The organism is Streptomyces sp. ActVer (assembly GCF_027270795.1).
Lineage (GTDB): Bacteria > Actinomycetota > Actinomycetes > Streptomycetales > Streptomycetaceae > Streptomyces > Streptomyces umbrinus_A.
Genome location: NZ_JAPWHT010000205.1, coordinates 1 through 17,301 on the forward strand (window position 1 = coordinate 1; position 17,301 = coordinate 17,301).

At 69.8% G+C, this 17,301-nt stretch carries 14 protein-coding genes and 1 pseudogene; 4 read left to right on the forward strand and 11 right to left on the reverse strand.

All coding sequences use genetic code 11. The annotated features are described in order from the left end of the window. Positions 1-577, reverse strand: a 577-nt coding sequence (locus tag O3Q52_RS29145) for a PucR family transcriptional regulator ligand-binding domain-containing protein (protein ID WP_269651677.1), incomplete at its 3' end; no start/stop codon positions are given. 202 nt (positions 578-779) lie between these two features. Continuing rightward, positions 780-2,894 (reverse strand): ATP-binding protein, encoded by a 2,115-nt coding sequence (locus tag O3Q52_RS29150; RefSeq protein ID WP_269651690.1) that lies wholly within the window; start codon positions 2,892-2,894, stop codon positions 780-782. Positions 2,895-3,254: 360 nt separating this feature from the next. Here O3Q52_RS29150 and gabT point away from each other — a divergent pair, with 360 nt between their 5' ends. The 3 genes and pseudogenes from gabT (at position 3,255) to O3Q52_RS29165 (ending at position 5,832) form a co-directional block, all read left to right on the forward strand. Continuing rightward, on the forward strand, positions 3,255-4,589 hold the full coding sequence (gene gabT / locus O3Q52_RS29155; protein WP_269651678.1) for a 4-aminobutyrate--2-oxoglutarate transaminase: 1,335 nt from the start codon (positions 3,255-3,257) through the stop codon (positions 4,587-4,589). 131 nt (positions 4,590-4,720) lie between these two features. Beyond that, positions 4,721-4,887 (forward strand): annotated as a pseudogene (locus tag O3Q52_RS29160) (phosphoesterase); the annotation flags it as partial. Between the two features lie 243 nt (positions 4,888-5,130). After that, the gene (locus tag O3Q52_RS29165) at positions 5,131-5,832 is read left to right on the forward strand and encodes a phosphatase PAP2 family protein (RefSeq protein ID WP_269651679.1); all 702 of its coding nucleotides are present in this window, start codon (positions 5,131-5,133) and stop codon (positions 5,830-5,832) included. On the opposite strand, the gene O3Q52_RS29170 is transcribed toward O3Q52_RS29165, so the two are convergent. The 8 genes from O3Q52_RS29170 to O3Q52_RS29205 form a co-directional block, all read right to left on the reverse strand. Beyond that, complete coding sequence (locus O3Q52_RS29170) at positions 5,820-7,619, reverse strand: chitinase (RefSeq protein ID WP_269651680.1); 1,800 nt, start codon at positions 7,617-7,619, stop codon at positions 5,820-5,822. The genes O3Q52_RS29165 and O3Q52_RS29170 overlap by 13 nt on opposite strands. 142 nt (positions 7,620-7,761) lie before the next feature. Continuing rightward, entirely contained in the window at positions 7,762-8,220 is a 459-nt protein-coding gene (locus O3Q52_RS29175) for a hypothetical protein (protein ID WP_269651681.1), read from the reverse strand. 117 nt (positions 8,221-8,337) lie between these two features. Further along, positions 8,338-9,765 carry an FAD-binding oxidoreductase gene (locus O3Q52_RS29180; RefSeq protein ID WP_269651682.1) on the reverse strand — a complete coding sequence of 476 codons (1,428 nt, stop codon included), beginning with the start codon at positions 9,763-9,765 and terminating at the stop codon, positions 8,338-8,340. Between the two features lie 67 nt (positions 9,766-9,832). Further along, entirely contained in the window at positions 9,833-10,633 is an 801-nt protein-coding gene (locus O3Q52_RS29185; RefSeq protein ID WP_269651683.1) for an ABC transporter permease, read from the reverse strand. Further along, complete coding sequence (locus O3Q52_RS29190; protein WP_269651684.1) at positions 10,634-11,563, reverse strand: ABC transporter permease; 930 nt, start codon at positions 11,561-11,563, stop codon at positions 10,634-10,636. It abuts the gene before it with no gap. Next, positions 11,563-12,723, reverse strand: a complete 1,161-nt coding sequence (locus O3Q52_RS29195; RefSeq protein ID WP_269651685.1) for an ABC transporter ATP-binding protein — start codon at positions 12,721-12,723, stop codon at positions 11,563-11,565. The genes O3Q52_RS29190 and O3Q52_RS29195 overlap by 1 nt, the downstream gene beginning before the upstream one ends. Positions 12,724-12,884: 161 nt before the next feature. Next, the gene (locus O3Q52_RS29200; protein ID WP_269651686.1) at positions 12,885-14,129 is read right to left on the reverse strand and encodes a spermidine/putrescine ABC transporter substrate-binding protein; all 1,245 of its coding nucleotides are present in this window, start codon (positions 14,127-14,129) and stop codon (positions 12,885-12,887) included. Between the two features lie 50 nt (positions 14,130-14,179). Then, the gene (locus O3Q52_RS29205; protein WP_269651687.1) at positions 14,180-15,700 is read right to left on the reverse strand and encodes a gamma-aminobutyraldehyde dehydrogenase; all 1,521 of its coding nucleotides are present in this window, start codon (positions 15,698-15,700) and stop codon (positions 14,180-14,182) included. A 207-nt stretch (positions 15,701-15,907) separates the two neighbouring features. Between O3Q52_RS29205 and O3Q52_RS29210 the strand changes: the two genes are divergently transcribed. Further along, positions 15,908-16,465 (forward strand): NADAR family protein, encoded by a 558-nt coding sequence (locus tag O3Q52_RS29210; protein ID WP_269651688.1) that lies wholly within the window; start codon positions 15,908-15,910, stop codon positions 16,463-16,465. 279 nt (positions 16,466-16,744) lie between these two features. On the opposite strand, the gene O3Q52_RS29215 is transcribed toward O3Q52_RS29210, so the two are convergent. Beyond that, positions 16,745-17,301 (reverse strand): DUF4190 domain-containing protein (locus O3Q52_RS29215; protein WP_269651689.1); only part of this gene is annotated, 557 nt, incomplete at its 5' end.

Consider the following 17,301-nt stretch of genomic DNA (forward strand, 5'->3'; position numbering starts at 1 on the left):
TGATCCGGGCGGCCCGCCGCCCCGCCCACTCGGGCGCGGTGGCGACGACGGCGCCGGACGCGTCGTACAGGGCGGCCCATCCGTCCACCTGCGAGGCGAGCGCGGTCAGCAGTCCTTCGGGCCCGTCGCTCAGCGCCTGCTTGGTCAGCTCCCGCTGCGCCGCGAAGCCTGCCGTCACCGCCCGGTACTGATCGGCGGCGATGGCGGCGGACACGGCCTTGCTGATGGCGAGGAACGGCGTCCGGCGGGGCACCTCCAGCAGGGGCAGCCCCCCGCCCTCCGCCGCGTCGACGAGTGCCTTGGGCGTCTCGTCGTAGTGCACCCCGACGGCGAAGCCGAGCCCCGCCACCCCTGCCCCCACCAGCCGCTTCACATACCGCCGCATGGCGTCGGCGTCCTCCGTGTCCAGCTTGAGCGCGGTGATGAGGAGCAGTTCCCCGCCCTCCATGTACGGCACGGGGTCGGTGAGCTCACTGGCGTGCACCCAGCGGACGGGGGTGTCCAGGCGTTCCCCGCCCGCGCGCACGGTGAGCTTGAGCGCCGAGTGATGGACGAGCGAGGCGAGCGTGGGGGGCATGAGGCCTTCAGGTCTTCGGGTCTTCACAGGTTCTTCGACGGTCGCGGACGATGTGATCCTTGCGATCCTTTGGCCGCAGCGTATGAACGACCTATGTCGATTCTGCCTCACCGTACGGTCGGCCCGTGACCATATGTCCGGACGTCCTGCTCGGCGCACCCGTCAAATGTCCCTCAGGAGCCCTCGGCTCCCCGCACCCGCCTCAGCTCCGCAGATCCACCAGCAGCGGCGGCGCGTGCTCCCCGCGCACGCTGGTGAGCGAGAGCACCGCGTGCCCCGGCGGCACCCCGTGCGCCAGCTCGGACGCGGACCACCGCTCGCGCTCGACCTGCCGCACGGTTACGGCCCGGGCGGTGGGCGCGTTGCCGGTGATCACCCGCCGCAGCATGTGCACGGCCTTGCCGGCGGGCGTCTCCGCGATGATCTGCCGGTCGGTGACGTCCCGCGCCTCCGTCCACTCCTTGCCCCACACCTCGGCGAAGTCCTGTCCGTCCCACGGCGTGAGCCCGGACAGCGCCATCCGGCACCCGATCGCCCCGAGCAACGGCGAGCGCAGCGGCCGGGGTACGTCGTCGAGCGTGCGCAGCGTCATCACGACCCCGGCGTTGGCGGACCGCAGCCGCTGAATGCCCCGTACGGCCTCGGGTGTGATGACTCCTGTGGCGTCGTCGAGCACGAGACAGGCGAACAGCGACCGGTCCTCCCGTACGGCGACGCTCGCGGCGAACTGGGCGAGCACGAGCCGTGCGAGCATCCGGGAGGCGTCGGCGTGCCCGCGCTCGGGCAGGTCGATCCGCACCCGCACGGGGTGGTCGAGGGCGCGCAGGGAGAAGGGGCGGGACTGCCCGGACGTGTCGAAGAATCCGGCGAACGCGGGCCGGTCCAGCAGCGCCACCCGGTCGGCGAGCACGCTCCCCACATCCCCCGGATGCCCCAACTGCCGCTCCCGCGCGTCGAGTTCCCGCAGCAGGGACTCCTGGCCGCCCTCCGTGAGCGACTTGCGCAGCGCGCCGAGCGGTCCGGGCGAGCCGTCGAGCAGCTGCCTCAGCTCGGGCACGGACGGGAATCGCCCGTGCACGCCCCGGAAGGGCCCGAGCAGCTGGGCCAGCACGGTGGTGGACCGCCGACTGTCCGCGCCGGGATGCGGATCGGCGAGATCCCCGACGAGCGCTTCGGCGAGCATGGCCGCCGCCTCGTCGGGGTCGGTGGTCCCGCCGTACAGATCGAGGTCGTACACCGACTCGGGATTGCCCACCCGCACCACGACGTCGTACGCGTCCACCGGCCCGAGCCCCGCCCCCGCGGCCCCGACGACGACCACGGCGGCCCGCCCCGCGAGCGCGTGCAGACACAGCGACTCGGCGAGCGGCCAGACGACACCGCCGGTCTTGCCGGACCCGGCGGGCCCGACGGCGAGCAGCGAAGTGCCCAGCAGGTCCGGTCCGAGCGCGAGGCCGGTCCCTCGGTAGGAGTACGGGTTCCGCGGGTCGTCGGCGGTCGTACCGAGACGGACCTGCCCGGTGACGAGATCGTGCTTCGCGAGCCGTCCGGGCAGATCCCGCTCCCCGGAGGGGTGCAGACAGGCGGCGGCTCCGTCCTGCAGAACGGCACCGCTGAAGGTGGCGAGACTGTGGCGTCCGCTCCGTACGCCCTGCCAGGCCCGGGCGATCCTGGCCTGGTCGACATCGCGCATGCGTCCGGCCCGGGCCTCGGCGCCGAGCCGTTCGGCTGCGTCGGTGGCTCCGGCAGCGCGCAGCTGGTTCCACTGGGCGGGGTCCTCCTCGGGCGCGGGCGGCCGCTCGCTCACGGGCGCGGCCCGGCGCCAGGCGGGCAGCCCGTAGCGTCGCCACACCTCGCTCCAGCGGCCGAGGCGCCCGACTCCGATCATGATGCCCATGGCGATGGCCACGTAGTAGGCGTAGACGACCACGACGGAACCGAAGCTGTGTGGCTCGGCCCAGGAGTCGGGGATCATCGCGTAGAGCGGCAGCAGCCACCATCCGCCGAGGTAGCCGTTCCACAGCAGCGACCAGATCAGCCATCCCACGAGGAACGCGATGAGCGCCCCGCCGATCAGCTGCCGGGCCGGAATCTGCTCGGGCTCCTCCTCCGGCCGCGGCAGGTGCCCGAAGCGCCACACGCCCGGCGCGGCCTCGGGCCGCGGGGTCCGCAGCCAGGTGAGAAACGTGGACCCGTCCGGCGCCGGCGGCATCCCGGGCGCCTGCGCGGGCCGTGGCGGCACCTGGGGCGGTCCCGCCGGCCGCGGCACACGATCGGCGTGCGTGCCCCGTGCGTCCTGCGTGCCGTCGCTGTCCATCGCCTCTGCCACCCCTGACCAGCCGCTCCGTACGTGGTTTGCGAGTCAATCTAACGCCCTCACAAGGGGAGTTCACCGCTTACCGGGCCGGGTACGCGGCGATACGGACACCCCGGCCCCTCGTCGCTCCCCGCCCACGCTATGTCCATGGCGGACAACCGAATCTCCCGACACCGCCCAGATGGAGCATGCCCACCCCCCGTTCCCGGCTCTAGCCTGCGAAGAAGGAAGCCGGACGTCCGAAGAACCCGTTCGCAGGCCGTCCGCACGCCCTTCCGATGCCCTTCAGACGTCGTACCACCGACGTCCTTCCCGAAGACCTTCCCCAAGCCGTTCGCAAGACCCCCCAGGGAGCCCCTCATGAGCACACTTCCGCAGGAGCGCCGCGTCGTCACCGCCATTCCCGGTCCGAAGTCGCAGGAACTGCAGGCCCGCCGTCTCGCCGCGGTCGCGGCCGGAGTGGGGTCCGTGCTGCCCGTCTTCACCGCGCGCGCGAGCGGCGGGATCATCGAGGACGTCGACGGGAACCGGCTGATCGACTTCGGCTCCGGCATCGCCGTGACGTCCGTCGGCGCGTCCGCCGAGGCCGTCGTACGCCGGGCCTCCGCCCAGCTCCAGGACTTCACCCACACCTGTTTCATGGTCACGCCGTACGAGGGTTACGTGGCCGTCGCCGAGGCGCTGGCCGAGCTGACGCCGGGCGACCACGCCAAGAAGAGCGCCCTCTTCAACTCCGGCGCCGAGGCCGTCGAGAACGCCGTCAAGATCGCCCGGGCGTACACCAAGCGGCAGGCCGTCGTCGTCTTCGACCACGGCTACCACGGGCGCACCAACCTCACGATGGCGCTGACCTCGAAGAACATGCCGTACAAGCACGGCTTCGGCCCGTTCGCGCCCGAGGTCTACCGCGTGCCGGTGGCGTACGGCTACCGCTGGCCGACCGGTGCGGAGAACGCCGGCCCCGAGGCCGCCGCGCAGGCCATCGACCAGATCAGCAAGCAGGTCGGCGCGGAGAACGTGGCCGCGATCATCATCGAGCCGGTGCTCGGCGAGGGCGGCTTCATCGAGCCCGCCAAGGGCTTCCTGCCGGCCCTCAGCAAGTTCGCCACCGACAACGGCATCGTCTTCGTCGCGGACGAGATCCAGTCCGGCTTCTGCCGTACGGGCCAGTGGTTCGCGTGCGAGGACGAGGGTGTCGTCCCGGACCTGATCACCACCGCCAAGGGCATCGCGGGCGGCCTGCCGCTCGCCGCCGTCACGGGCCGCGCCGAGATCATGGACGCCGCGCACGCGGGCGGCCTGGGCGGCACCTACGGCGGCAACCCGGTGGCCTGCGCGGGCGCGCTCGGCTCGATCGAGACGATGAAGGAGCTCGGCCTCAACGCCAGGGCGAAGAACATCGAGGCCCTCATGAAGGCCCGCCTCGGCGCGATGGCCGAGAAGTTCGACATCATCGGCGACGTCCGGGGCCGCGGCGCGATGATCGCCATCGAGCTGGTCAAGGACCGTACGACCAAGGAGCCGAACGCGGAGGCGACCGCCGCGCTCGCCAAGGCGTGCCACCAGGAGGGCCTGCTGGTCCTGACCTGTGGCACCTACGGAAACGTGCTGCGCTTCCTGCCGCCGCTGGTCATCGGCGAGGACCTGCTGAACGAGGGCCTCGACATTATCGAGCAGGCTTTTGCCCGCATCTGAGCGGAGTCTGTCTCATCGGTTCCGGTGTCGCGGCGGTGAGGAGCGGGGCGTGTGAAGAACGTGTGCGAGGTGCATGGCGGGACGCGAATCCACCTGTCGGAGGCCTCGGCCCTGACGTAGGTTCTACCCAGATGAGAGATACACCCCGGCCACAGGGGACTGTGGACGGTACCGGGACGGGGCCTCCCCAGCTTCGCCCTGGGCGTGCCTCGCGCACACAACCGGAGCTTCCGGCTTCGGGTCTCCTCACCGATCGGACAGTCGCCCGCCCCAAACCCCCCGGGGCGTGCGACAACCCGATCTGATCGGTTCCACCGAAGGGCTTGCACCTACCCCCCCTGGTGCAAGCCCTTCGGCGCGTTTGCGCTCCGCTGGTGGCGTGGTTGGGGGTCTGCGGGGCTTGTGTTGCAGGGTGGGTGCGGGTTGATTGCGGCTTGTCGCGCCCCGCGGCGGAGCCGCAAATGTCACAGCCCCGCGCCCCTGAAGGGCGCTGGCGCGCCCCCTGGCACCCGGAGCGATCACACCTGGCAGGGTGTGTGGCATGGCCAGCGTTCCGGATCCGCACCAGTCGCAGCATGCGCCTGCCCATGTAGACGGCGAGCCCCGTGCTGTGGTGCGGCCGGGCTGGGTCCTCGGGCCGCTCCTCCTCCTGTTCGCCCTCCTGACCTGGCAGGCCGCCGTCGCCGGCCCCGTGCGTCGGGCGGACGAGCGGCTCGCCGGGGAGGTCAGGGGCAGTCGTCTGCCGAGTGGTGCCGCCGAGTTTCTCGCGGATCTCGGCAGTCTCGTGGTGGCCGTTCCGGTACTGCTCGCCGTCGTCGTGTACGTGTCCTGGCGGGCTCGGCGCGCGGAACTGCCCCGCTGGTGGGTTCCGTCGCTCGCGGCACTGGTCGCGATGGCCGCCGTACCGGCATTGGTCGTGCCTCTGAAGGAAGTCGTCGGACGCACCGGCCCGCCCGGCATGGCCGGCGACGGCTACTACCCCTCTGGCCACACGGCCACGGCCGCCGTCGCGTACGGGGCGGCCGTCCTCCTCGTGCTCCCCTGGCTCAACAGCCGCTACCGCCGCCGCGAACTGGTCATCGGCTACCTGGTCCTGGTGGCGGCGGTGGGCTTCGGTCTGGTCCGCCGCGGCTATCACTGGCCACTGGATGTGGCAGGGAGCTGGTGTCTGAGCGCCATGCTGCTGCTGGGGCTCGCGATGGTCACGAGCCCCAGCAGAGACACGGCTCGTCAGCCGAAGTAGTTGTCGAAGTTCTTCGAGAACTCCCATCCCCCGAACCGGTCCCAGTTGATCGACCACGTCATCAGGCCGCGGAGGGCGGGCCAGGTGCCGTGGGTCGCGTAGGAGCCGCAGTTCGTCTTCTTGGTGAGGCAGTCGAGGGCCTTGTTGGTCTCCGACGACGGGACGTGGCCGTTGCCCGCGTTCGGCGTCGCCGGCATGCCGATGGCGATCTGGTCGGGGCGCAGGGGCGGGAAGACGTTGTTGGCGTCGCCCGCGACCGGGAAGCCCGTGAGGAGCATGTCGGTCATGGCAATGTGGAAGTCGGCGCCGCCCATGGAGTGGTACTGGTTGTCGAGACCCATGATCGGGCCCGAGTTGTAGTCCTGGACGTGCAGGAGTGTCAGGTCGTCGCGCAGGGCGTGGATGACGGGCAGGTAGGCTCCGGCGCGCGGGTCCTGGCCGCCCCACTTGCCGGTTCCGTAGTACTGGTAGCCGAGTTGGACGAAGAACGTCTCCGGCGCCATCGTCAGGACGAAGTCGTCGCCGTACTTGGCCTTGAGGGTCTTCACGGCCGAGATGAGGTTCACGATCACCGGTGTCTTCGGGTTCTTGAAGTCGGTGTCGTCGGCGTTCAGGGAGAGCGAGTGGCCCTCGAAGTCGATGTCCAGGCCGTCGAGTCCGTACTCGTCGATGATCTTCGAGACCGAGGAGACGAACGTGTCGCGGGCCGCCGTGGTCGTCAGTTGCACCTGGCCGTTCTGGCCGCCGATGGATATCAGGACCTTCTTGCCCGCCGCCTGCTTCGCCTTGATCGCCGCCTTGAATTCGGCGTCGCTCTCGACGTTCGGGCACTCGGTGGCCGGGCAGCGGTCGAAGCGGATGTCGCCGGAGGTGGTCGAGGTGGGTTCGCCGAAGGCCAGGTCAATGACGTCCCAGCTGTCGGGGACATCGGCCATGCGCGTGTAGCCGGAGCCGTTGGCGAAGCTCGCGTGGAGGTAGCCGACCAGGGCGCGGGCGGGGAGGTCCGCTGGGTCGCCGCCGCCCGGACCGGATGTCGTGGTCGCCGTGACCGCCGGGGACTTCGCGGACTCGCCCGCCTCGTTCACGGCGGTGATCTGGAAGGAGTACGCGGTGGAGGGGGAGAGCCCGGAGACGGTGGCCGAAGTGCCGCTCGCCGACTGGATCTTCGTACCGTTGCGGTGGATCGCGTAGCCCGTCGCGCCGGGGACCGACGGCCAGGACAGGGCCACGCTGGTGGACGTGACCGTGCCGACCGTCGGGGTGGTGGGAGCGGCCGGTGGTTGTCCGGCGTCGACGCCCGGGCCGACCAGCGAGATGTCGTCGGCGTGATACGCGCCGGTGCCGTACCAGCCGTGGGTGTAGAGCGTGACCTTGGTGGTGGACGGGCCGGTGCGGAAGGTCGTGGTGAGTCGCTGCCAGTCCGGCGCGGACTGTGTCCAGGTGGAGACGTCGGTGGTACCGGTGCCGCTCGCGCCGAGGTAGGCGTAACTGCCCCGGACGTATCCGGCGAGGGTGTACTGGGAGTCGGGCTTGACGGTCACGGTCTGCGCGCAGCGCGCGTTGTCACTGCCGGCCGGGGTCGCCTTCAGTGCCGAACCGCCACTCCGCACGGGTGAGGTGACCACGCTGCCCGCCGTACAGGTCCAGCCGTCGAGGCCCGCCTCGAACCCGCCGTTCCTGGCGAGGTCCGCGTCGGCCGCACGGGCGGCCGACGAGAGTGCGGTGACGCCCGGTACGGCCAGGACGGTGGCCGCACAGAGGGCGAGGAAGGATCTGACGCGATCCACAAGTACCTCCTGGCATGGGGGAATTGGAGGGGTGGAGCGCGCTCAACTTGGTCCAGACCAATCCTGTTGTCAAGGCCTCCGCCAGTTATCCGCGGTCATCGGTCACCGCTGCCCATCGGATGTCGGATATCGCTGCCATCGGTCATCGGATGTCGCGGTCGTCGGTCGCCAGACCCGCCGCCGCCTCGTGCATCGCCAGTTCCAGCAGCGTCGGGTCGGTGAGCGTGCCGGAGCCGTCCGGCGGGACGAGCCAGCGGACACCGCCGGTCGACCTCCCCGGGTACGGCACCACGATCCACGTACCGTGCCCCGCCGTGCGCACCCCCGTGCCGAGCCACCGGGCCGCCGTGCCCGGGGGCACGAAGAACCCCATCCGGGCGTCCCCGAAGTCGACGAGCACCGGGCCGGGTTGATCGAGCACCCGGGTCAGCACGTCGAGCGTCGGATAGCCGAGTTCGCCCGGCAGGATGAGCACGTCCCAGACCCTGCCCGCCGGCAGCAGCGCGACCCCCAGCGGGTTGCGCTCCCACTCCCAGCGGCAGGCCTCTGGATCCGGAGCGACGGATGCCAGCCACTCGACCGCCGTCTTGGCCCCTGTCATGGCGGAACCTCCCTTTTCTCGTGTCGACGCTGGTCGCGTCACAGGAGAGAGGGAGGTTCGGGCCGAGCATTACGCGGGTTCTGACGACTTGTTGAGAGTGAAGCAGGTCATACGGTCTCAGCTGTCGAAGCCGAGCCCCAGCCGGTCCATCGTCTTCAGCCAGAGATTGCGGCGGCCGCCGTGCGCGTCCGCCCGCGCAAGGGACCACTTGGTGAGCGCGATCCCCGTCCACGCGAACGGCTCCGGCGGGAAGGGCAGCGGCTTCTTGCGGACCATCTCCAGCGACGTACGTTCCGTGCGCTCCCCCGACAGCAGGTCGAGCATCACGTCCGCGCCGAAGCGGGTGGCGCCGACGCCGAGGCCCGTATAGCCCGCCGCGTAGGCCACGCGGCCCTGGTGCGCCGTGCCGAAGAAGGCCGAGAAGCGGGAGCAGGTGTCGATCGCGCCGCCCCACGCGTGGCTGAAGCGGACGCCCTCCAACTGCGGGAAGCAGGTGAAGAAGTGCCCGGCGAGCTTCGCGTACGTCTGAGGCCGGTCGTCGTACTCCGCGCGCACCCGGCCGCCGTACGGGTAAACCGCGTCGTAACCGCCCCACAGGATCCGGTTGTCGGCGGACAGCCGGAAGTAGTGGAACTGGTTCGCCGAGTCCCCGAGGCCCTGCCGGTTCTTCCAGCCGATGGAGGCGAGCTGGTCGGCGGTCAGCGGCTCGGTCATCAGCGCGTAGTCGTAGACCGGGACGGTGTACGAGCGCACCCGCCGGACCAGGTTGGGGAAGATGTTCGTGCCGAGGGCGACCCTGCGGGCACGGACACTGCCGTACGGAGTGCGTACGGCCATACCGGCGCCGTACGGCTTGAGAGTGAGCGCGGGCGTGTTCTCGTACACCCGGACACCCAGCTCGACGCAGGCGCGCTTGAGGCCCCAGGCGAGCTTGGCGGGGTGCAGCATGGCGACGCCGCGGCGGTCGTGCAGGCCCGCGAGGAAAGTCGGTGAGTCGACTTGTTTCCGTACGGCCTCGGCGTCCAGGTACTCGACGCCGTTCGCCAGGCCGCGGCGCTCCAACTCCTCGTACCAGTCGCGGAGTTCAGACGCCTGGTACGGCTCGGTCGCGACGTCGATCTCGCCGGTGCGCTCGAAGTCGCAGTCGAGCGAGTAGCGGGCGACGGTGGCCTCGATGCCGTCGAGGTTGCGGGCGCCCAGCTCCTCCAGCTTGTGGATCTCGTCGGGCCAGCGGGTCAGGCCGTTGGACAGGCCGTGCGTGAGGGAGGCGGCGCAGAAACCGCCGTTGCGGCCCGAGGCGGCCCAGCCCGCCTCGCGGCCCTCGACCAGGACCACCTCGCGCCCGGGGTCGCGCTCCTTGGCGAGGAGCGCGGTCCACAGCCCGCTGTAGCCGCCGCCGACGACGAGCAGGTCGCAGGTCTCGGCGGTGGTGAGCGCGGGCTCGGGGCGGGGCTTGCCGGGGTCGTCCAGCCAGTACGAGACCGGCTGGGCGTCCGAAAGCGACCTTGCCCAGTTCTTGTCACGGCTCATGGCGCTTGGGGCCATGATTTCAACTCCCTACGACTGCTGCTTTCTTGAAGTTTCTTGAAGTTGCTTGGTGTTTCTTGAAGCGCTATGCCTTCTGGCGGTTTCGGCGGTTGCCGATGACCATTCCGGCCAGCACGAACAGTACGGCGACGATGAACATGGCCGTACCGATGACATTGATCTGAACGGGTGTTCCGCGCTGGGCCGATCCCCAGACGAACATGGGGAAGGTGACGGTCGAGCCCGCGTTGAAATTGGTGATGATGAAGTCGTCGAAGGAGAGCGCGAAGGCGAGCAGCGCTCCGGCGGCGATTCCGGGGGCGGCGATGGGCAGGGTGACACGGACGAAGGTCTGCACGGGACCGGCGTACAGGTCCTGGGCGGCCTGCTCCAGCCGCGGGTCCATCGACATGACACGGGCCTTGACGGCGGTGACCACGAAGCTCAGACAGAACATGATGTGGGCGATCAGGATCGTCCAGAAGCCGAGCTGCGCGCCCAGGTTGAGGAAGAGCGTGAGCAGCGAGGCGGCCATCACGACCTCGGGCATCGCCATCGGCAGGAAGATCAGCGAGTTCACGGCGCCGCGCGCCCGGAAGCGGTAGCGGACGAGCGCGAAGGCGATCATCGTGCCGAGGACGGTCGCGCCGAGGGTCGCCCAGGCGGCGATCTGCAGGCTCAGCGAGAGCGAGCCGCACAGGTCCGCGACCCCGCAGGGATCGGTCCAGGCGTCCGTGGAGAACTGCTGCCATTCATAATTGAAGCGCCCCTTCGGATTGTTGAAGGAGAACACCGTGACGACGATGTTCGGCAGCAGCAGATAACCGAGGGTCAGCAGACCCGCGATGACGACGAGACGGCGCTTCAGCCAGCGTGCGAGGGCCATTTAAACCAGATCCTCCGTCCCGGACTTGCGAATATAGAGCGTGACGATGGCGAGGATCCCGGCCATGAGAATGAACGAGAGAGCCGCGGCCGTCGGATAGTCGAGAATCCGCAGGAACTGTGTCTGGATGACGTTTCCGACCATGCGGGTGTCGGTGGAGCCGAGCAGATCGGCGTTCACGTAGTCGCCGCTCGCCGGGATGAACGTGAGCAGCGTCCCGGAGACGACACCGGGCATCGACAGCGGGAACGTCACCTTGCGGAAGGTCGTGAAGGGCCTCGCGTACAGATCGCCCGCCGCCTCGTGCAGCCGTCCGTCGATGCGCTCCAGGGAGGTGTAGAGCGGCAGGATCATGAACGGCAGGAAGTTGTACGTGAGACCGCAGACCACCGCGAGCGGTGTGGCCAGCACGCGGTCCCCGGCCGTGATGCCGAGCCAGCTGGTGACGTCCAGGACGTGCAGCGTGTTGAGGGCGCCGACGACCGGGCCGCCGTCCGCGAGGATCGTCTTCCAGGCGAGCGTACGGATCAGGAAGCTGGTGAAGAACGGCGCGATCACCAGGATCAGGATCAGATTGCGCCAGCGGCCCGCGCGGAACGCGATCAGATACGCGAGCGGGTATCCGAGCAGCAGACACAGGATCGTGGCGGTGCCGGCATACGCGATGGAGCGCAGGAACTGGGGCCAGTAGTCGGCCACCGCGTCCCAGTAGGTCGCGAAGTGCCAGGTGACCTTGTAGCCCTCCTCCAGTGAGCCCGTCTGCACGGACGTGGAGGCCTGGTAGACCATCGGCAGCGCGAAGAAGACGAGCAGCCAGAGGATGCCGGGGAGCAGCAGCCAGTACGGGGTGAGGCGCCCTCTCTTTCGAGGCGGGCGCTCCTCGGGAGCGGGCGTGGGCGCCAGGGGTGGCGCGTCGGTGACGGTCGTCATCAGGCCGCCGCCCCCTCTTCTGGCTCCACCGTTTCGATGCCGGCGTCGATGTCCTGAGCGGCGTCCAGGCCGAAGGTGTGGGCCGGGTTCCAGTGCAGGACGACCTCGGTGCCGGGCACCAGCCGGGAGTCGCGGTCGATGTTCTGGGCGTAGACCTCGAACTCGGGGCAGACCGGGCTGTCGATGACGTACTGCGTGGAGACGCCGATGAAGCTGGAGTCGGCGATCGTGCCGGTGATGCGGTTGCGGCCCGCCGGTATCTCGCCGGCGTCGTCGGCGTGCGTGAGCGAGATCTTCTCGGGGCGTACGCCGACGAGGACCTTGCCGCCGGTCGTCGTGGGCGCGGAACATCGTGCAGCGGGCAGCAGGAGCTTGCCGCCGCCCGCCTTGAGAACGATCTCGTCGCCGCTCTTGGAATCGACCTCGGCCTCGATGAGGTTCGAGGTGCCGAGGAAGTTGGCGACGAACGTGGTGTTCGGGTTCTCGTAGAGGTCGGCGGGCGAGCCCAGCTGTTCGACGCGGCCCGCGTTCATCACGGCGACCGTGTCGGCCATGGTCATGGCCTCCTCCTGGTCGTGCGTGACGTGCACGAAGGTGATGCCGACCTCGGTCTGGATGCGCTTGAGCTCCAGCTGCATCTGGCGGCGCAGCTTGAGGTCGAGGGCGCCGAGGGGCTCGTCGAGGAGGAGCACCTTGGGGGTGTTGATCAGCGCGCGGGCCACGGCGACGCGCTGCTGCTGGCCGCCGGAGAGCTGGTGCGGCTTCTTACGGGCCTGCTCGCCGAGCTGGACCAGCTCCAGCATGTCCTCGACCTGCTTCTTCACCGACTTGATGCCGCGTCTGCGCAGACCGAACGCGACGTTCTCGAAGATGTCGAGGTGCGGGAAGAGCGCGTACGACTGGAAGACGGTGTTCACCGGCCGCTTGTACGGCGGCAGGTTCGTCACGTCCTGGTCGCCGAGCCGGACCGAGCCGGAGGAAGGTTCCTCCAGACCGGCGATCATGCGCAGCGTGGTGGTCTTGCCGCAGCCCGAGGCGCCCAGGAGCGCGAAGAACGAGCCCTGGGGCACGGTCAGGTCGAGCGGGTGGACGGCGGTGAAGGAGCCGTAGGTCTTGCTGATTCCGGAGAGGCGGACGTCGCCGCCGGTGTCGTTCGTCATGGTGTGGTCCCTGGGTGTCGGGGTCGTCTGTGGTCCGGGGGCGGGACACGGAAGCGCCGTGCCGCACGGGCAGGTCCGCGGCGGAGCCGGTGTCTGCCGCCCAGGGCGCCGGGCACCCGCCCGGGCGGCCTGGACCACCGAATCCGCACCCGCCGGAGGCGTTACGCCCCTGTCAGCTTCGCGAACTTCTCTTCGTAGGCCGTCTCTTCCTTCGTGCTCAGGGAGCGGAAGGAGTGGGACTTGGCCGCCATGGCGGCGTCGGGAATGATCAGCGGGTTGTCCGCCGCCGACTCGTCGATCTTCGCCAGCTCGGCCTTCACGCCGTCGACGGGACAGACGTAGTTGATGTACGCGGCGAGCTGCGCGGCCGGAGCGGGCTCGTAGTAGTAGTCGATGAGCCGCTCGGCGTTGGTCTTGTGCCGCGCCTTGTTGGGGACCAGCAGATTGTCCGTGGACGTCAGATAGCCGCTCTCCGGGATGACGAAGTCGACGTCCGGGCTGTCGGCCTTGAGCTGGACGACGTCACCGGCCCAGGCGACACAGGCCGCGAGGTCGCCCTTGGTGAGGTCGGAGGTGTAGTCGTTGCCGGTGAAGCGGCGGATCTGGCCCTGGTCGACGGCCTTCTGGAGGCGGGCGATCGCCGCGTCGAAGTCGTCGTCGGTGAACTTCGCCGGGTCCTTGCCCATGTCGAGCAGCGTCATGCCCATGCTGTCCCGCATCTCCGACAGCAGGCCTATGCGCCCCTTGAGCTTGGGGTTGTCGAGCATGTCGGAGAGGGACTTCACCTCCACTCCGTCCAGGGCCTTCTTGTTGTAGGCGATGACCGTGGAGATACCGGTCCAGGGGTAGGAGTACGCGCGTCCCGGGTCCCAGTCCGGCGTACGGAACTGCTGGGAGAGGTTGGCGTACGCGTGCGGCAGGTTGGAGGCGTTGAGCTTCTGCACCCAGCCGAAGCGGATGAGCCGGGCGGCCAGCCAGTCGGTGACGCAGATCAGGTCGCGGCCGGTGTCCTGGCCCGCCGCGAGCTGCGGCTTGAGCTTCCCGAAGAACTCGACGTTGTCGTTGATGTCCTCGGTGTACTTGACCTTGATGCCGGTGCGTTTGGTGAACTCGTCGAGCGTGGGGTGGCGCTTCTCGCTGTCGTCCACGTCCATGTACTCGGTCCAGTTGGAGAAGTTGATCTGCTTCTCCTTGGCCGAGTGGTCCTCGGACGAGACGCCCGCGGTGTTCTTCGCCGCGGGGATCCCGCAGGCGCTCAGCGTCCCGAGCCCGCCAAGGGCGAGCGCGCCGCCGGCGGACGCACGCATCAGCGAACGGCGGCTGAGGGAGGCCCTGCCGTTCCTGAGGCTGCGCCGCATGGCGGCCAGTTGGGCCGAGGACAGGCTGTCGGGCTCGTACTGCTCCATGCTCGTGGTGCCCTTTCGGGAGGGTGCGGCCTGGTCTCGGCCGGTGGTGACTATCGGTCCCCGAAGATCGTGCGGTGCCAGTCCTTCCTGGCCACCGCGGTGTTGTCGAACATGACGTGCTTGATCTGGGTGTACTCCTCGAACGAGTACGAGGACATGTCCTTGCCGAAACCGGACGCCTTGTAGCCGCCGTGCGGCATCTCGCTGATGATCGGGATGTGGTCGTTGACCCACACACAGCCCGCCTTGATCTCGCGCGTGGCCCGGTTCGCGCGGTACACGTCACGGCTCCAGGCGGAGGCGGCCAGGCCGTACGGGGTGTCGTTGGCCAGCCGGATGCCTTCGTCGTCGCTGTCGAAGGGCAGGACGACGAGAACGGGACCGAAGAGCTCGGACTGCACGATCTCGCTGTGCTGCGCGGCGTCCGCGACCAGGGTGGGCCGGTAGTACGCGCCGTGCTTGAGGTCCTGCGGGATCTCGCCGCCGGTGACCACGCGCGCGTAGGAGCGCGCCCGGTCGACGAATCCGGCGACGCGGTCGCGCTGGGCGAACGAGATGAGCGGCCCGAGGTCGGTGTCCGGCGCGAACGGGTCACCGAGCCGGACGGTCGCCATCAGGTCCGCGGTCCTGGAAACGAACTCTTCGTAGAGGGGCCTTTGCACGTACGCGCGCGTGGCGGCCGTGCAGTCCTGGCCCGTGTTGATGAGGGAGCCCGCCACCGCGCCGTGCACGGCGGCCTCCAGGTCCGCGTCGTCGAAGACCAGGAAGGGCGCCTTGCCGCCGAGCTCCAGGTGCAGCCGCGTGACAGTGGCCGTGGCGATCTCCGCGACGCGCTTGCCGACCGCGGTGGAGCCGGTGAAGGAGGTCATCGCGACGTCGGGGTGCCCGACGAGATGCTCGCCGGCGTCCTTGCCGGCCCCGGTGATGATGTTGACGACACCGTCGGGGATGCCCGCCTGGGTGGCCGCCTCCGCGAACAGCAGTGAGGTGAGCGGGGTGAGCTCGGCGGGCTTCAGGACGATGGTGTTGCCTGCGGCGATCGCCGGGAGGACCTTCCAGGCGGCCATCTGGAGGGGGTAGTTCCAGGGCGCGATGGAGCCGACGACACCGATGGGTTCACGGCGTACGTACGAGGTGTGGTCGCCGGAGTACTCACCCGCGGACTGGCCCTGCAGATGCCGGGCGGCACCCGCGAAGAAGGCGGTGTTGTCGATCATGCCCGGGACGTCGAACTCCCGGGTCAGCTTGATCGGCTTGCCGCACTGCAGTGACTCCGCCTGCGCGAACTCCTCCGCGCGGTCGGCCAGCACGGCGGCGAAGCGGTGCATGGCGTCCGAGCGCTCGCCCGGGGTGGTGGCCGCCCAGCCCGGGAACGCCTCGCGGGCGGCGGCGACGGCCGCGTCCACGTCCACGGTGCTGGCCAGCTCGTACGTGTATACGTCGTCGCCGGTGGCCGGGTCGACGACCGCGTGGGTGCGGCCGGACGTGCCCTTCGTGAGCCGGCCCGCGATGTACTGCGCGCCTGCCTCGAAGCGGTCCTGTGCCTGGAAGCGATGGCCCGGATTGTGCATGTCGCTCTCCTCCGCCGTCCTCCCCTTGTACCGGGGGTCGGCGTAGCTCCAGCTCGATTTGAGTGCCGATCCTGACAGAGCAACGGCCCTCCAACAAGTGATTCCGTTGTTGCCTTTTGGTTACGCGACGGAATCTGTCGACCAGGTGTCGAGTTCGCTTGGAAAAGGAGGGACGGAGTGTCAGTGGTTCCTGCCAGACTCGCGTGCATGGGGAAGATCGATTCGCGGGACGCGCTGGTCAGCGCGGTCCGGTCGGGGGCAAAGGTCAAGTACCTCCACTTCTGGGGGCACCGGGCGCGGGCCGACGGGCAGGTGGGGGCGAGCTGTCTCAGTCAGTGGTGGCCGTCGCCGTTCACGGTGGACGGAGTGGAGTACCGGACGGCCGAGCACTGGATGATGGCGCGGAAAGCGCGGCTCTTCGGTGACGAGCGGGCCGAGCGGCTCGCTCTCGACGCGCCGAATCCCGCGCTCGCGAAGAAGGCGGGGCGGTTGGTGCGGGGGTTCGACGAGGCCGTCTGGGAGCGGGAGCGGTTCGGGATCGTCGTGGAGGGGAGCGTGCGGAAGTTCGCCTCGGACGGCGGGCTTCGGTCGTTTCTGCTGGGCACGGGGGAGCGGGTCCTCGTTGAGGCCAGCCCTCTTGACCGGGTGTGGGGGATCGGGTTGGCGGCGGACGACGACCGCGCGTTCGATCCCGAGCGGTGGAGGGGGCCGAACCTGCTGGGGTTCGCGTTGATGGAGGCGAGGGTTCGGTTGCGCTCTGTTTGAGGGCTGCGGGCCGGCGGGGGCTGGTCGCGCAGTTCCCCGCGCCCCTTGGCCCCAGGGGGCGTCGGGTTCGTTTGCCGGGTGCGGGTGGGCGGGGGTTGCTCGCGCAGTTCCCCGCGCCCCTGAAGGCATAGGGCGCCCTACGCTTTCAGGGGCGCGGGGAACTGCGCGCTCAGTCAAGGACGGCCCGCACCCGACTCACACCGTCAAGCCCCACCCACCCCAGGGGCGCGGGGAACTGCGCGACCAGCCCCCACTCACCCGCGGACAGCCGCAGGCAGATCAGCCGTTGACGGTCAACGACGTGTTGAAGCCGTCGTCCACGGATCCCGAGTCGCTGTCGGAGTCGTCGGGGACGATCAGGAACACCACCACGAAGGCGATGGCCAGGGCTATTCCGACGGCACCGCAGATGATGCCGGCCAGTGCCTGGCCAGGATTCGTGGCCTCGCCCCGGCGAGCCTTCCCGCGCCCGATCGCACCGAAGATCACCGCGAGGATCCCGCAGGCAAGGGCGACCGGCCACAGGCAGAAGCCGACGGCCGCGATGATGCCGAGCACGAGCCCGGCCGTACCCAGGCCGTTGCTGGGCGCCATGGGCATCCCCGGCCAGCCGTAGCCGGGCCCTCCGCCGGGGCCGCCGTAGGTGGGGTATCCCGGGTAGCCGTATCCGTACGGCATCTGCCCAGGGCCCTCGGGCGCGATGGGAGGCGGCGGGACGGAGGAGCCGGGAGTGGGGTGGAGGTGGGGCCCGGCCGGAGGCGCGTAAGGGTGGGGCGCCCCGGCGGGAGGCCCGAAGGGGTTCGGCGGGGCCGAGGCGGCCGGCGGCGCGAACGGGT

Coding starts and splice junctions, on each gene's coding strand:
- O3Q52_RS29150 (WP_269651690.1), bottom strand. CDS start 2,894: ATGGACAGCGACGGCACGCAGGACGCACGGGGCACGCACGCCGATCGT.
- gabT (WP_269651678.1), top strand. CDS start 3,255: ATGAGCACACTTCCGCAGGAGCGCCGCGTCGTCACCGCCATTCCCGGT.
- O3Q52_RS29165 (WP_269651679.1), top strand. CDS start 5,131: ATGGCCAGCGTTCCGGATCCGCACCAGTCGCAGCATGCGCCTGCCCAT.
- O3Q52_RS29175 (WP_269651681.1), bottom strand. CDS start 8,220: ATGACAGGGGCCAAGACGGCGGTCGAGTGGCTGGCATCCGTCGCTCCG.
- O3Q52_RS29180 (WP_269651682.1), bottom strand. CDS start 9,765: ATGGCCCCAAGCGCCATGAGCCGTGACAAGAACTGGGCAAGGTCGCTT.
- O3Q52_RS29185 (WP_269651683.1), bottom strand. CDS start 10,633: ATGGCCCTCGCACGCTGGCTGAAGCGCCGTCTCGTCGTCATCGCGGGT.
- O3Q52_RS29190 (WP_269651684.1), bottom strand. CDS start 11,563: ATGACGACCGTCACCGACGCGCCACCCCTGGCGCCCACGCCCGCTCCC.
- O3Q52_RS29195 (WP_269651685.1), bottom strand. CDS start 12,723: ATGACGAACGACACCGGCGGCGACGTCCGCCTCTCCGGAATCAGCAAG.
- O3Q52_RS29200 (WP_269651686.1), bottom strand. CDS start 14,129: ATGGAGCAGTACGAGCCCGACAGCCTGTCCTCGGCCCAACTGGCCGCC.
- O3Q52_RS29205 (WP_269651687.1), bottom strand. CDS start 15,700: ATGCACAATCCGGGCCATCGCTTCCAGGCACAGGACCGCTTCGAGGCA.
- O3Q52_RS29210 (WP_269651688.1), top strand. CDS start 15,908: ATGGGGAAGATCGATTCGCGGGACGCGCTGGTCAGCGCGGTCCGGTCG.